Origin of the sequence: Pseudomonas sp. H3(2019) (genome assembly GCF_007713465.1) — a bacterium.
Classification (GTDB): domain Bacteria; phylum Pseudomonadota; class Gammaproteobacteria; order Pseudomonadales; family Pseudomonadaceae; genus Aquipseudomonas.
Map to the genome: position 1 here is coordinate 52,648 of NZ_VMSG01000011.1, position 14,492 is coordinate 67,139.

Genomic DNA, 14,492 nt, shown 5'->3' on the forward strand with positions numbered 1-14,492 from the left:
ATTTTGAGGTGCCGGGAGAGGCGGCCTGGGTAAGGCCGCCGAATCTTCAGCGAGTTGTAGCCAGGTCCTGTTGGACGCTGGCGACAGAGCGAGGCCAAGGTTTACCAGCCTGAACCTTCGCTGGCAAGGCCTTGATGGCGGTTACGGCTGCATCGCGGCTGGCGAAGCTACCGTAAGTGATGACGTAAAGCGGCTTGCCGTTGAGGACTTTCTTGAAATAGCGGTACTCGCCGCCCTGCTCCTTGACGAAGTTTTGCGCCGAGGTTTCAGAGCTGGTGCCGAGGATTTGCACCACGTAGTTGCCTGGCGCCTGACCTGCGTACCAGGTACCACCGGTCGTGGCTTTGGCGACGCTCACCGGCTTCTCGACGGGTTTCTCGACGGGTTTCTCGACAGGCTTGGCGACTGGGGCTGGCTTGGCCACTGGAGCCGGTTTGGCCGCAGGTGCCGGGACAGGCTTGGCGGTAGCGACCTGAGTCGGCGCAGGCGTTGGTTTGGCTGCAGGCGCTGGCGCAGGTGCTGGCGTCGGACCGGCCGGAATACCGGCTGGCGGCGCAGTGGTGGTCACGGTAGGCGGTTTGGCGCTGGAACCTTCGACTGGCACGCCGTCGTCGCCTTCAGTGATACCGCCCGCAGCTTCCGCCAATGGGCCGCGCATAACCGGCTGCGATTGTCCGACCAGCGGCAATGGCATCGGCTGGGTATTACCGGCGAACTCGACCGACGGAGCACCGCCATTCGGTTTCGGTGTGCCCAGTGGCAATTGCGCCTGCTCATTGGCAGGTGCGCCGGTGGCTGGTGCCTTGCTGCGACCCGGCATCAACCAGGCGGCGGCCACCGCGACCACGACTACGGCAGATATCGCCAATACGTGTTTCTTCGGCATGTTGAACCCCATACTTGGACGCTTGACCGCTGAGCGGCTAGCAATCATGGCTTCGATCATCGCATCGCGGGCGACCTGATTGATGTTTCCAGGCCATCCATCGGAGCTTTCGTGAATCTCAGAGATCTGATTTGCAGAGAAAAGTTCGATTCCCTGACCGGCACCTTCGAGTCGCTGGGCCAGATATTCGCGGGTTTCTTCTTCGGCGTAAGGTTGCAGTTCGATGACGTGGAAGCGCTCTTCCTCGGTGCTCAACTGCTCCAGTTCGGCAATCAGCGATGACTCGCCGAACAGGAATACGTGCGGACGACCTTCCGGCGCACCCGCCGCCAGTGCCAGTAACGCTTCAAGGGCGGATTCGTCGAGTTGCTCGGCGTCATCGACCAGCAAGTAGACTTCCTGGCCCGTCAGTGCGAGCTGCACCACCTGCTTGAGAATCGCGCCAACTTCAGCCTGGGCAACGTTCAGCGCCTGCGCCACCTGACGCAACACACCTGCCGCATCACCGGCGCCACGGGCGGAAACCACCACGCTCTGCACCGACTGCTTGTTGGTGCTGGCTACCAGCGCCTGACGCAACAGGGTCTTGCCGCTGCCTTGTGGCCCGGTAACCACCAACAACAACTGGCTGTAACGGGCCAGGTGATGCAGTTGCCCCAGCACGGGCTTGCGCTGGGCGGGGAAGAACTTGAAGCCAGGCACCCGTGGAGCGAAAGGGTCGTGACTCAACTGGTAATGGCCGAGGAACGCCTCGTCGGCATGCAAACTAGTCATCGGGATCTTATTAACCTTTAAGCTGAGCCAGGGCGCGGTAATCCGCTCCCAGCGTGGCCTGTAAAACCTCTTTCGGATAATCGTCGGTCACTACGGCTTCGCCCATGCGGCGCAACAACACCAGTCGCAAACGACCGTCGATTACTTTCTTGTCAATTGCCATGTGTTCGAGAAAATCGGCTTCTGTCATCACTGAAGGCGGGATGACCGGCAACCCGGCCCGCTGGAACAGGCGAATGCCACGATCACGCTCCTGATCGCTGATCCAGCCCAGACGCGAAGACATTTCCAGAGCCATTACAGTGCCAGCAGCCACCGCTTCACCATGTAACCAGACACCATAGCCCATGTGGGTTTCGATGGCGTGGCCGAAGGTATGGCCCAGGTTGAGCGTAGCGCGCACACCAGACTCACGCTCGTCGGCACCGACCACGGCAGCCTTGGCCGCGCAGGAGCGTTCGATAGCGTAGGTCAGTGCCGTTTGATCCAGTGCCCGCAAGCGATCGACGTTGTCTTCGAGCCAGGTCAGGAACGGCTCGTCGCAGATCAACCCGTACTTGATGACTTCCGCCAGGCCCGCAGACAGTTCGCGAGCTGGCAAGGTATTGAGCGTGGCGGTATCAATCAACACGACGTTCGGCTGATAGAAGGCGCCAATCATGTTTTTGCCCAGCGGGTGGTTGATGCCGGTCTTGCCGCCCACCGAGGAGTCGACTTGCGAGAGCAAGGTGGTCGGGACCTGAATGAAATCGACACCACGCTGGTAACAGGCGGCAGCAAAACCGGCCATGTCGCCAATCACACCGCCGCCCAAAGCGATCACGGTGGTGCGGCGGTCATGGCGAGCGGTGAGCAGGCCGTCAAAGATGGTTTGCAGGGTTTCCCAGTTCTTGAAGGCTTCACCGTCGGGCAGAACCACGGAAATAACCGAAAACTGTGCAAGGCTGCGGGTCAGACGCTCTAGATACAGCGGCGCAACGGTCTCGTTGGAGATGATCGCAACTTGCCGCCCGGCGATATGCGGCGCCAGCAGTTCGGGCTGATCCAGCAACCCTTCGCCAATATGGATCGGGTAGCTTCGCTCGCCTAAATCGACCTTAAGTGTCTGCATGTGTCCCCACAGTGAAGTTGGAATCAGGTGTCCGGCCCTACATTATCGACTGACAACATCTGCGTGTGTGACGCTGCCCGTTCGTCATGCGCCACACCTTCGAGCGGTCATGACCGGAGCCGAGGATAGCGCATTTCGTCCTGCGCATTAACGGGGAGGCAGCTGCTGCAAGCGTTCCAGGATGTCCAAGACCACCATCCGCGGCGGCCGCTCATCGGTTTCCACCACCAGGTCGGCGATTTCCCGATACAGCGGATCGCGCAATGCCAGCAGATCCCGGAGGGTTTTTGCCGGATCGGCGGTGCGCAACAACGGACGATTGCGATCACGCGCGGTGCGCCCGACCTGCTGCTCGACGGACGCGTGCAGATACACCACGCGCCCGCCAGCGTGCAGCGCCCGACGGTTAGCTTCGCGCATCACTGCGCCACCGCCCGTCGCCAGCACCACGCCATCGAGCGTGCACAGCTCGGCGATCATCGCCTGCTCGCGGTCGCGAAAGCCGGGTTCGCCTTCTTTGTCGAAGATCCACGGGATATTGGCGCCCGTGCGCAATTCAATTTCCTTATCGGAATCCTTGAACGGCAGGCGCAGCTCTTTGGCCAACAAGCGACCGATGGTGCTTTTTCCAGCACCCATCGGCCCAACAAGAATCAAATTTCGCACAGAATCAATGACTCACAGCAATCGCCTGGTTATTCATGATACGCGGAGTGAGAAATACCAGCAGCTCGGATTTTTTCTCCGACACCACGTCACGCCGGAAAAGGCGGCCAAGATACGGCACATCACCGAGAAATGGCACCTTATCTACAACCTTGCTTTGAGTATTTGAGAAAACCCCGCCAATGACGATGGTTTCGCCATCGTTGACCAGTACTTTGGCATTGACCTCGTTCTTCTTGATCGGCGGCACATCCTGCACTTTGTTCAGGTAGTCCGGCTCATCCTTGGTGACCTTGACCTCCATGATGATGCGATTGTCCGGGGTGATCTGCGGCGTTACCTCCAGAGACAGCGAGGCCTCCTTGAACGCCACCGATGTCGCGCCGCTGGAGCTGGCTTCCTGATAGGGGATTTCCGTGCCTTTGAGGATCTTCGCGGTTTCCTTGTCGGAGGTGACCACTTTGGGTTGCGAGACGATTTCCCCGTTACCGGTCTTCTCCATGGCCGTCAGTTCAAGGTCCAGCAACACGTTATCGGTGATGAAGGCGATGCCGATTCCCGACGTATTCCCCGCCGCCCCCATGTCGACGAACGGTGAGTTGGTGCTGGTGCTGCCCGGCGTACCAATGGTCGATGAGGCGTTGGCCCCGTTGCTGACCCCGGAGGCATTCCAGTTACCCTTATTGCGGACCGAGCCGCCCCAACGCACGCCGAGGCTTTTGTCGTAGTCGACGTTGGCTTCGACGATCCGCGCTTCGATCATCACCTGACGCACCGGAATATCCAGCTGAGCGACGATTCGCCGTAGCTCATCCAGGCGATCCTGGGTCTGGTAGGCGATGATATTGTTGGTTCGTTCGTCGACAGTGATAGAACCACGCTCATCGACTTTCGCCTCGGCGCTGGTCACCGATTGGAACAGCTTGGCGATATCCGCCGCCTTGGCGTAGTTGACCTGCAACAGCTCACGGCGCAGTGGCGCCAGTTCAGCAATCTGTTTGCGCGACTCCAGTTCCTGGCGCTCGCGAGCAGCAATCTCGTCTGCTGGCGCGACCAGCAAGACGTTGCCGATCTTGCGCTTGTCCAACCCTTTGGTCTTGAGCACCAGATCCAGCGCCTGATCCCATGGCACGTTTTGCAGGCGCAAGGTAATACCGCCCTGCACCGTGTCGCTGGCAACCAGATTGAGATTGGTAAAGTCGGCGATCAGTTGCAGCACCGAGCGCACATCGATGTCCTGAAAATTCAACGACAGCTTCTCACCGCTGTAGGCGAAGCGCTCTGCGTTGCGCTTCTGCAGATCGTCGACGGTCATCGGGCGGACACTGACGGTCAGCCTGTTGTCGGTCTGGTAGGTCGAATAGTCGTATGTGCCACCGGGTTCGATGCTGATGCTCGCTTTATCGGAGGTCGCACTGGCGTTGACGAACTGCACCGGCGTGGCGAAATCCTTGACGTCCAGGCGAACCCGCAACCGTTCGGGCAGCTGGGTTTTGACGAAGGTGAGGATGATCTTGCCGTCACGCTCCTGGATGTCCGGGCTGATACCGGGGTCTGACAAATCAATGACGACATTGCCTTCACCCTGCTCACCGCGCTGAAAGTCCACGCCGCGAATGGCCTTGCTCACGGGAGCATAAGTCTTGGCTGCCACTGGCATGGCGCTCGCCACTCGCGGTGCCGCGGGCCGGGGTTTCTGAGCGGCGGCGGCCTGCCCAACTACCACGAACAGCGTATTGCCCTCGACTCGCGTGCTGTAAGGCGTCAACTGCGTCAGGTTGATGATCAAACGGGTGCGATCCTTGGCCTCGACCACTGTCGCACTGCGAGCATTGCCGCCGCCCAAATCCCGCGTCTTGCTCGCCAATTGGCTGCTCACACCCGGCAGGTCGAGGGCGATACGCGCCGGCTGATCGGTGGTATAGCCATGAGGCGCGGGCGGCGGTCCATCGAAAGCCAGTTTCAACTCGACGCGATCACCCGGCAGCGCGGCGACATCCAGCGTTTTGAGATTGGCTGCCTGCACCATCGGAGAAAGCAGCGCCATCCATAGCGAAAAACCGAGGGTTGAAAGGATCCTGTTCATGATACGAGTTCCACTATGAGTGCTCTTTCAAAGGAATAGTCCGCGGTCGCTCCAGCCAGGCACCCTGGCCATCGGGAACGATTTCGACCACATCGACTTGCGAGTCACTGATGGCCACGATCCGGCCATCGTTGCGCCCCAGGTAGTCACCGATCTTCAGCCGATGCACCCCGCCGGCACCGCGCAGCAGCGCAAAGGCGCCGGACGCATTGGAAATAGTGCCGACCATTTCAAACTGCTCGATGTTGAAACCTTCAAGGTATTGCTTGACCCGGTTTGGATCGGGCTTGACGTTGCGCGCCCCCTGTTTTCGACCTGCCAGGTCGACCCTGACCTGCGGTGAAAACGGACTGCGCAACGACGCAGCGCTGTAAGTGAATGTCTCGTAGGACCTGAACGTCGGCACCGGCTCGATCTTGCCGGGCGGTTGCAGGCGTACCTCGTTCATGTAGGCGTCCAGATCGCTGAAGTCGTTACCGTTGCCACAACCGGCAAGCCCCCCCAGCAGTACAGCCAGCGAAAACCATCGGGCCGCATTCATTTCTGCAACCCCTTGTCGTTGTAGCGGTAAGTCTTGGCCAGGATATTCATGCGCAGTTTCGCGCCCCTGTCCGGAACGACCGGCTCGACATTGAAATCGTGCAGGGTGACGATCCGCGGGAGGTTGGCGACGCCACTGACGAAAGTCGCCAGGTCATGGTAGGCGCCGGTAACAGTGATCTGGATCGGTAGCTCGATGTAGAACTGCTGGGTGACTTCCGGCAGCAGTTTGATCTCTTCAAACTCCAGCCCGCTGCCCAATCCGGTGCGAGTGATGTCTTCCAGCAGACCGGGCACCTCGGTATCGCCAGGCAACTGCCGCAACAGCACGCCGAAGGAGATTTCCATTGCTTTCATCTGCTCGATGTAGCGCTCCAGATTGGCCGCCAGGTGTGCCTTGCTCGCGAATTGCTCCTTGAGAGTGGCTTCCCCGGCACGGGCCTGCTCAAGCTGATCTTCAAGATCCTTGAGGTAAAAGCTGTAACCCAGCGCCAGCACCAGCACGATCAGCAGCCCGCCCGCCAGGCCTTTGATCGCCGCAGGCCAGGAGCCTATGTTGTTCAGGTCCAGGTCGTTGATATCGACCTTGCGCAACCCCTCGAACCATTGGGACGGACTCATTTCGCGCCCTCCGCTGCGGCCGGTTGCGACTGACGAACGGTCAACCGAAACACGTTGGCCTGATCCAGCGCGCCGGCCGTGGTCGCTTTGACCTCGGTAAGGTTCGGCGACTCGAACCGGTCGGAGGCATCGAGGTTGCGCAACAACTCCGAGACGCGATTGTTCGACTCTGCCGCCCCGCTGATGGACAGCGTTTTATCGACCAGTTTCACGTCGGTGAAATACACCCCGTCCGGCAGCGTGCGCGCCAGTTGATCGAAGATCCGTGCGCTGACCGACCGATTGCCTTGCAAGTCCTGGATGATCCGCATCCGCTCCACGAGTTGCTGACGACGGGCTTTCAGATCGCTGATCTGCTTGATCCGGTCATCCAGCACGGCGATCTGTTTGCCGACGTAATCGTTGCGGGCGACCTGTCGATCGATGGCGCTGCTGATCGCGTGATCACCCAGCAAAATCACCCCGACCGCCGCCGCCAGCGCGCCGGCCAAGCCCAACAGGAAGCGCTTGCGACGTTCCTCGCGCAGCTCTTCGCGCCAAGGGAGAAGATTGATCCGCGCCATCAGTCGAAACTCCTCAGCGCCAGGCCGCAGGCAATCATCAGCGCCGGCGCATCACTGACCAAGGCACTGGCGTTGACCTTGCTGCTCAATGTCATGCCCGCAAACGGATTGGCCACCTGCGTCGGCGTGCCCAGGCGCTGCTCGATCAGCCGATCCAGCCCGGTGACCGAGGCCGTACCACCGGCCAGCAGAATGCAGTCGACTGCGTTGTACTGGCCCGAGGCGAAAAAGAACTGCAATGAGCGCGAGACCTGCTGCACCAGCGCCTCGCGAAACGGTTGCAGGACTTCGCTGACGTAGTCGTCAGGCAATCCACCCCGTTTTTTTGCAAGCCCGGCCTGTTCGACGGTCATCCCATAGCGACGCTGGATTTCCTCCGTCAACTGACGGCCGCCGAACAACTGCTCGCGGGTGTAGATGATTCGGCCGTTGGACAACACGCTCAAGGTGGTCATGGTGGCGCCAATGTCGACCACGGCCACTGTCGAACGCTCGGTTACGCCAGCCAACTGCGCCTTCAGCAAGCCGAATGAACGCTCCAGCGCGTACGCCTCGACATCGACGACCCGCGCGGTCAGGCCGGCAAGGGCCAACGCGGCTTCGCGAACTTCGACGTTTTCCTTGCGACAGGCCGCCAGCAATACATCGACCCGCTCGGGATTACGCCGAGAGACGCCCTGTACTTCAAAATCGATGGCGACTTCTTCGAGGGGATAAGGAATGTATTGGTCAGCCTCAATCTTTAGCTGATTTTCCATGTCATCCGGGGAAAGCCCGGCGTCCATTTCGATGATCTTGGTGATGACCGCCGATCCGGCAACCGCCACCGCGACACTCTTGACGCTGGTCTTGGCCTTGAGCAACACCCGGGACAATGCCTGCCCGACACCTTCGAGTTCGGCGATATTTTTCTCGACCACGGCGTTGGTCGGCAGCGGCTCTACCGCGTAGGCTTCGACCCGGTATCGATTGCCTGCACGGCTTAGCTCGAGAAGCTTCACCGAAGTGGAGCTGATATCGATCCCCAAAAGCGTGCGGCCTTTTTTATTGAAGAGTCCCAGCACTTGCAATTCCCTATGACTATCCGTGAGTTACGGACTCTTTATGATTCATTGCGTTCAATAGCTGCGTCTTGACAGAGGCGCCAAATGCGCTTTTGGCGGAAAAATGCTTATAATGGCCAGCGTTTTTTCCGCTTTCTCAAGCGCGGGTCGACCCTTGCTTACCTTGAATGCCCTGACGCCTAATTCATTCTTTACCCTGGATGTCCAAAAGCCTTGATTCGTCTGCTGAAATTTTTCGGGTGGTCCATCGTCGCCGTTTTCTGCGGACTGCTCCTCGGTCTGAGCGGCGCTTTTCTTTACCTTAGTCCGGGATTGCCATCCGTGGAGGCGCTGAGAAGCATTCAGTTGCAGATTCCTTTGCGGGTCTACAGCAGCGACGGCAAATTGATCGCCGAGTTTGGCGAAATGCGCCGCACGCCGATCCGCTTCGCCGACATCCCACCCAATTTCATCAATGCGTTACTCAGTGCCGAAGACGACAACTTCGCCAATCACTATGGCGTCGACCCCAGCAGCCTGATGCGTGCCGCGAGCCAACTGGTCAAGAGCGGACACATTCAATCCGGCGGCAGCACCATCACCATGCAGGTGGCGAAGAACTTCTTCCTCACCAGCGAGCGCAGCTTCTCGCGCAAGACCACGGAAATCCTCCTGGCCCTGCAAATCGAGCGTCAGCTGACCAAGGACGAGATCCTTGAGCTCTACGTGAACAAGATCTATCTGGGCAACCGCGCCTACGGCATCGAGGCGGCGGCGCAGGTGTATTACGGCAAGTCGATCCGCGACGTCAGCCTGGCGCAGATGGCGATGATCGCCGGTCTGCCGAAAGCCCCTTCGCGCTTCAACCCGCTGGCCAACCCGGCGCGCAGCAAAGAACGTCGCGACTGGATCCTTGGGCGCATGTACAAGCTCGGGAAAATTGACGAAGCGGCGTATCAGGCCGCGATCAACGAGCCACTGAACGCCAGCTATCACGTACCGACGCCGGAAGTGAACGCACCGTACATCGCAGAAATGGCCCGTGCCGAAATGGTCGGTCGTTATGGCAGCGATGCCTACACCGAAGGTTTCCGCGTCACCACCACCGTGCCGAGCAACCTTCAGGAAATGGCCAACACCGCCGTCCATGAAGGCTTGATCACCTACGACCAGCGTCATGGCTATCGCGGTCCCGAGTCCCGTCTGCCGGGCAAGACGCCCGCTGCCTGGGCCACGGAACTGACCAAACAGCGCACTATCAGCGGCCTGGAACCGGCCATCGTCACCCTGATCGAGAAAAACGGCGTGCAGGTCCTGACCCGCAACGGCGAAGAACATGTCAGCTGGGACAGCATGAAATGGGCGCGCCCGTTCCTGAACACCAACAGCATGGGCCCGGTACCAAAGCAACCATCGGACGTCGCCCAGGTTGGCGACCTGATTCGCGTACAGCGCCAGGACAACGTCCTGAAGTTCAGCCAGATTCCGGTTGCCCAAAGTGCGCTGGTTTCGCTGGACCCGCAAAACGGCGCCATCCGCGCATTGGTTGGCGGCTTCGCGTTCGAGCAGAGCAATTACAACCGCGCCATGCAGGCCAAGCGCCAACCGGGCTCGAGCTTCAAGCCATTCGTCTACAGCGCTGCGCTGGATAACGGCTACACCCCGGCAACGCTGGTCAACGACGCACCGATCGTGTTCGTCGACGAGTACCTGGACAAGGTCTGGCGTCCGAAGAACGACACCAACACCTTCCTCGGCCCGATCCGCATGCGTGAAGCGCTCTACAAGTCGCGCAACCTGGTGTCGATCCGCCTGCTCCAGGCGCTGGGCGTCGATCGCACCATCGACTACATCAGCAAGTTCGGCTTCAACAAGCAGGACCTGCCGCGCAACCTGTCGCTGGCCCTGGGCACCGCAACGCTGACGCCGATGGAAATCGCCACCGGCTGGAGCACCTTTGCCAACGGCGGCTACAAAATCACCCCGTACATCATCGACAAGATCGAAAGCCGCAACGGCGACACGCTGTTCGTCGCCAACCCGCCAAGCGTGCCTAAGGGCGATGTCGCCAGCAGCGGGATCGCCGCGCCAGCCAGCACGGCGTTCACGGTCAACCCGACACCAGGCGAAGCTCCGGCGGCGCAAACTACCGTACAAGCACCGGCAGTCGCAGAGCGGATCGTCGACGGGCGCACCACGTTCATCCTCAACAGTATGCTCGAAGACGTGATCAAGCTCGGTACCGGGCGTCGCGCCCTGTCAATGGGCCGCAGCGACATCGCGGGCAAGACCGGGACCACCAACGAATCCAAGGACGCCTGGTTCTCGGGCTACAACGCCGATTACGTAACCACGGTCTGGACCGGTTTCGACCAACCGGAAAGCCTCGGCAAGCGCGAGTTCGGCGGTACCGTGGCGCTGCCGATCTGGATGAACTACATGAGCGCCGCGCTCAAAGGCAAACCCCCGCATACGCAGGCGGAACCAGAAGGCATCCTCAGCCTGCGGGTTGACCCGGTCAGCGGCCGTGCGGCCACCCCAAGCACGCCTGGCGCCTACTTCGAACTGTTCAAGTCCGAAGACACGCCGCCATCAGTCAACGAACTGGGCAACGGCAACGCACCGGGCAGCCCACTGCCAGCAGACGAAGCGGCACCGATCGACCTGTTCTGATCGCGCAGCCCCACCCAAAAGCCCCGCTCTTCGATTGAAGGCGGGGCTTTTTAGTTTCTGGAGGTGGCAGCTGTACGCGGATCGACAGACCGGGAATCAAGGGACCCGGCACACCCGAAGGTGTCCCACGCACAGCCGCCATGACACGATACCCCAGACGAAAAAATCGCCTGAAATAGGTCTTGGGCGCTGGTGCGCCTTGATTTACACGGACGGTCAAATCCGATCGCTGAATTGGCAGCGACGATCAAAGGCTAGAGGCCACGCTTCCGAGGGGTAACCTTAAAGACATGTCGGAGATTTCTACGTTGCCCGTGATGCTGCCATCAAGTTCCGGCCTCATCCTACGGGCATTACACAAATGATCGTTCCCAAGTTCCACCTCAGCTCGTGAAGCGGAACGCGGAGCGTCCCTGGCGGCATTCCTTTGCTGCGCGTGGGAACGATCTAAATCTGAAGCCGCACACGCCCCAACCACTCAGGCCGGCCGGTAGGCCGCCGTGCTGTTGCCTTTGATCTTGATCCACCCGTCCCATCGGAAGGCCGAGTGGAGGTGTTCATCAGGGGGTTGGCGCGCAGCGCCGTACGGCGCAGCCGGACACATCGAGAGGAGGTCGTCGCGAAGCAGACCGGAGGCGATGCCCCCTGATGGACACCGGAGCGAGGGGACGCCGAGCCTAGGCGAGGCGCCGTACGCTTGGGGCGAAGCCTTTTGGTTCCTTTTTGGCGTTTGAAAAAGGGACTCGCCGTAAGGGCGAAACCGTCAGCTGCCGTTACCGCAGGAATGGATATGTACACCTGCAAGAGGTTGGTCGGCTGTCAGGCCGCCATCGCAGGCAAGCCAGCTCCCACAGTAGATCGGGGTGCATCAGCGAATAACAGGCATAAAAAAACCCCGACTCGCGAGAGCCGGGGCCTTTTGGGGACGCTACAACGACTTAGCCGTTGAACACGTCATCCACGCTTTTCAGCGGGTAGTTCTTCGGATACGGCAGAGTCGCCACACCCGTCTCGATCGCAGCCTTGGCCACAGCATCCGAGATCACAGTGATCAGACGCGCATCCATTGGCTTCGGAATGATGTACTCACGACCGAATTCCAGCTTGATGCCACCATAAGCGTCACACACTTCCTGAGGCACTGGCAGCTTGGCCAATTCACGCAGAGCGTTGGCCGCAGCCACTTTCATTTCTTCGTTGATGCGCTTGGCGCGAACGTCCAGAGCACCACGGAAAATGAACGGGAAGCCCAATACGTTGTTCACCTGGTTCGGGTAGTCCGAACGGCCGGTCGCCATGATCACGTCGTTACGGGTAGCGTGAGCCAGTTCCGGGGCGATTTCAGGATCCGGGTTCGAGCACGCGAACACGATCGGGTTGGCCGCCATCAACATCAGGTTTTCAGCGCTCAGCAGGTTCGGACCGGACAGGCCAACAAACACGTCTGCGCCTTTCAGGGCGTCGCTCAGGGTGCGCTTGTCGGTGGCGTGAGCGAAGACCGCCTTGTACTGGTTCAGGTCGTCACGGCCGGAGTGGATCACGCCGGTACGGTCAACCATGAAGATGTTTTCAATGTTGGCGCCCATGCTCACCAGCAACTTCATGCAGGAGATAGCGGCAGCGCCAGCGCCCAGGCAGACGATCTTGGCTTCCGGCAGGGTTTTGCCAGCGATTTCCAGGGCGTTGATCATGCCCGCAGCGGTCACGATCGCGGTACCGTGCTGGTCATCGTGGAACACTGGAATGTCGCACTGCTCGATCAGAGCACGTTCGATTTCAAAGCACTCTGGTGCCTTGATGTCTTCCAGGTTGATGCCACCGAAGGTGATGGAGATACGCTTGACGGTGTCGATGAAGGCTTGCGGGCTTTCGGAGTCGACTTCGATGTCGAACACGTCGATACCGGCGAAGCGCTTGAACAGCACGCCTTTACCTTCCATCACCGGCTTGGAAGCCAATGGGCCGAGGTTACCCAGGCCGAGAATCGCGGTGCCATCGGAAATGACTGCAACCAGGTTGCCCTTGCCGGTGTATTTGTAGGCCAGTTCAGGATCGCGGGCGATTTCGCGTACTGGTTCGGCTACGCCGGGGCTATAGGCCAGCGACAGGTCGCGAGCGGTAGCGGTGGCCTTGGTGAGCTCGACACTCAGCTTACCTGGACGAGGATGGGCGTGATATTCGAGAGCGGCAGTTTTCAAATCAGACATGTGGGCATTCCGCTTTTACTGTTGAACGACGGACCGCCGAGGATACTCGCGTCGCAAAGTCCCCACAAGACTGACCGGTCACCCCTGTCAAGCGCCCTACCCTACGACTTTGGGCCAAGAGCCACGGAACACAAGGACTCAACTGTTCACAATCAACGAAAATAATGTCGACAATTTCTTTTTACGGCACGGTTTGCAGCATGGCCGGGTGGGTCAATGGCAACAACCAGCGCGCCTGACCGGAATCCAGACCACCGCGCCGAGAGCGATCGAGCACCCAGCCACGCGCCTCGATTTGCTTGCCGTTGAGCCGCTCCAGCGCCGCCAGATCGAATTGACCGAGCAGATTGGGTGCAACGCGCAATACAACCGAATCCTGCAACTCGATCCAAATTCCGCCACGATTGCGCTGAACCTTGCTCACACGCCCACCAAGCACAGCAAAACCCGATTGGTTGATCTGCTCCGTTTTCAGCACAGGTGATTGCCGCCATAACCCCAGCCGGGCCTGCCGCGCAGTACGTTCGGCGGCCTGTTGGCAACTGACAAAATCGACGTTCGGCGCCACTGCCACCAGGTAACCAAGCCCCTCGGCAAGCATCTGCGCTTCGAGATTGTCACCGTTGGCGCTGTAAAGATGGGCCAGGGTGCGCCCGTAACGATCCTTGCCCTCTTGCCCCGCCAGCAAACCCAACCGTCCGTCGCTTGCCGCCACCAATACTTCCAGACGCGTGCGTGCAGCCACGGCGAAAGGCTCATTGGAGCGACCTTTCTTGCCCAGTTCCGGGGTATTCAAACCGATCATGCGCACACTGCGGCCATCGCTCAGGCGCACCGTGTCGCCATCCACCACGCGTTGCACGCTGACAGCTTCCAGCTTACTGGTAGGTGCAGGACAGAGCGCGTGGGCGCTGGAGAGCCAAATCGCGGACATAAAAAAGGCGCCCGCGAAGGGCGCCTTTTTCATCAGTCTGGAGAAGCCGAAACGACTCTCCAACATGATCAGCCTTAGGCTTTTTTGCCGAAAGCACCGAAACGATCGGCGAACTTCTGAACGCGGCCGCCGGTATCCAGAGTCTTCTGCTTACCGGTGTAGAACGGGTGGCACTCGTTGCATACGTCGATCGGCAGGGCTTTGCCGAAGGTCGAACGGGTTTCGAACTTGTTGCCACAGCTGCAGGTAACAGCAATGACTGGGTAATCTGGATGGATATCGGCTTTCATGGTGTCTTCCTCAGGCTAGCGTGCCGCCACCCAACACTATTGTTGAATACCGCACGTAATTAGGCCGCGAATTCTACCAGACCTTTGCGATCACGCAA

Annotated in this window: 12 protein-coding genes; 1 reads left to right on the forward strand and 11 read right to left on the reverse strand. The window is 59.8% G+C overall.

Translation table 11 applies throughout. The features are described from left to right. Window positions 1-46: 46 nt before the first annotated feature. The 8 genes from FPT12_RS13005 to FPT12_RS13040 all read right to left on the reverse strand — a co-directional run bounded on the left by FPT12_RS13005 (window position 47) and on the right by FPT12_RS13040 (window position 8,311). Window positions 47-1,660: an AAA family ATPase gene (locus tag FPT12_RS13005; RefSeq protein ID WP_145016623.1), complete on the reverse strand. Its 1,614-nt coding sequence runs from the start codon at window positions 1,658-1,660 to the stop codon at window positions 47-49. Between the two features lie 10 nt (window positions 1,661-1,670). Then, entirely contained in the window at window positions 1,671-2,771 is a 1,101-nt protein-coding gene (aroB, locus tag FPT12_RS13010) for a 3-dehydroquinate synthase (protein WP_054595233.1), read from the reverse strand. 147 nt (window positions 2,772-2,918) lie between these two features. Continuing rightward, window positions 2,919-3,437 (reverse strand): shikimate kinase AroK, encoded by a 519-nt coding sequence (gene aroK / locus FPT12_RS13015; protein WP_071552300.1) that lies wholly within the window; start codon window positions 3,435-3,437, stop codon window positions 2,919-2,921. 4 nt (window positions 3,438-3,441) lie between these two features. Next, a complete protein-coding gene (gene pilQ, locus FPT12_RS13020; protein WP_145016624.1) occupies window positions 3,442-5,523 on the reverse strand; it encodes a type IV pilus secretin PilQ in 2,082 nt (693 codons plus the stop codon). A gap of 13 nt (window positions 5,524-5,536) precedes the next feature. Beyond that, window positions 5,537-6,064 carry a pilus assembly protein PilP gene (locus FPT12_RS13025; RefSeq protein WP_145016625.1) on the reverse strand — a complete coding sequence of 176 codons (528 nt, stop codon included), beginning with the start codon at window positions 6,062-6,064 and terminating at the stop codon, window positions 5,537-5,539. Beyond that, the gene (gene pilO / locus FPT12_RS13030) at window positions 6,061-6,684 is read right to left on the reverse strand and encodes a type 4a pilus biogenesis protein PilO (RefSeq protein ID WP_145016626.1); all 624 of its coding nucleotides are present in this window, start codon (window positions 6,682-6,684) and stop codon (window positions 6,061-6,063) included. Before pilO ends, FPT12_RS13025 begins: the two co-directional genes overlap by 4 nt. Next, complete coding sequence (locus FPT12_RS13035; protein WP_145016627.1) at window positions 6,681-7,247, reverse strand: PilN domain-containing protein; 567 nt, start codon at window positions 7,245-7,247, stop codon at window positions 6,681-6,683. Before FPT12_RS13035 ends, pilO begins: the two co-directional genes overlap by 4 nt. Beyond that, a complete protein-coding gene (locus FPT12_RS13040; RefSeq protein WP_145016628.1) occupies window positions 7,247-8,311 on the reverse strand; it encodes a pilus assembly protein PilM in 1,065 nt (354 codons plus the stop codon). The genes FPT12_RS13035 and FPT12_RS13040 overlap by 1 nt, the downstream gene beginning before the upstream one ends. A 216-nt stretch (window positions 8,312-8,527) precedes the next feature. Here FPT12_RS13040 and FPT12_RS13045 point away from each other — a divergent pair, with 216 nt between their 5' ends. Next, on the forward strand, window positions 8,528-10,963 hold the full coding sequence (locus FPT12_RS13045; protein WP_371922552.1) for a penicillin-binding protein 1A: 2,436 nt from the start codon (window positions 8,528-8,530) through the stop codon (window positions 10,961-10,963). A gap of 938 nt (window positions 10,964-11,901) precedes the next feature. Here the strand turns inward: FPT12_RS13045 and FPT12_RS13050 are convergent. The 3 genes from FPT12_RS13050 to rpmE form a co-directional block, all read right to left on the reverse strand. After that, a complete protein-coding gene (locus FPT12_RS13050) occupies window positions 11,902-13,170 on the reverse strand; it encodes a malic enzyme-like NAD(P)-binding protein (RefSeq protein WP_145016630.1) in 1,269 nt (422 codons plus the stop codon). Between the two features lie 181 nt (window positions 13,171-13,351). Beyond that, window positions 13,352-14,170, reverse strand: coding sequence for a thermonuclease family protein (locus tag FPT12_RS13055; protein WP_145016631.1), 819 nt, complete (start codon window positions 14,168-14,170; stop codon window positions 13,352-13,354). Between the two features lie 8 nt (window positions 14,171-14,178). Continuing rightward, window positions 14,179-14,394: a 50S ribosomal protein L31 gene (gene rpmE / locus FPT12_RS13060; RefSeq protein WP_145016632.1), complete on the reverse strand. Its 216-nt coding sequence runs from the start codon at window positions 14,392-14,394 to the stop codon at window positions 14,179-14,181. Window positions 14,395-14,492 lie beyond the last annotated feature (98 nt).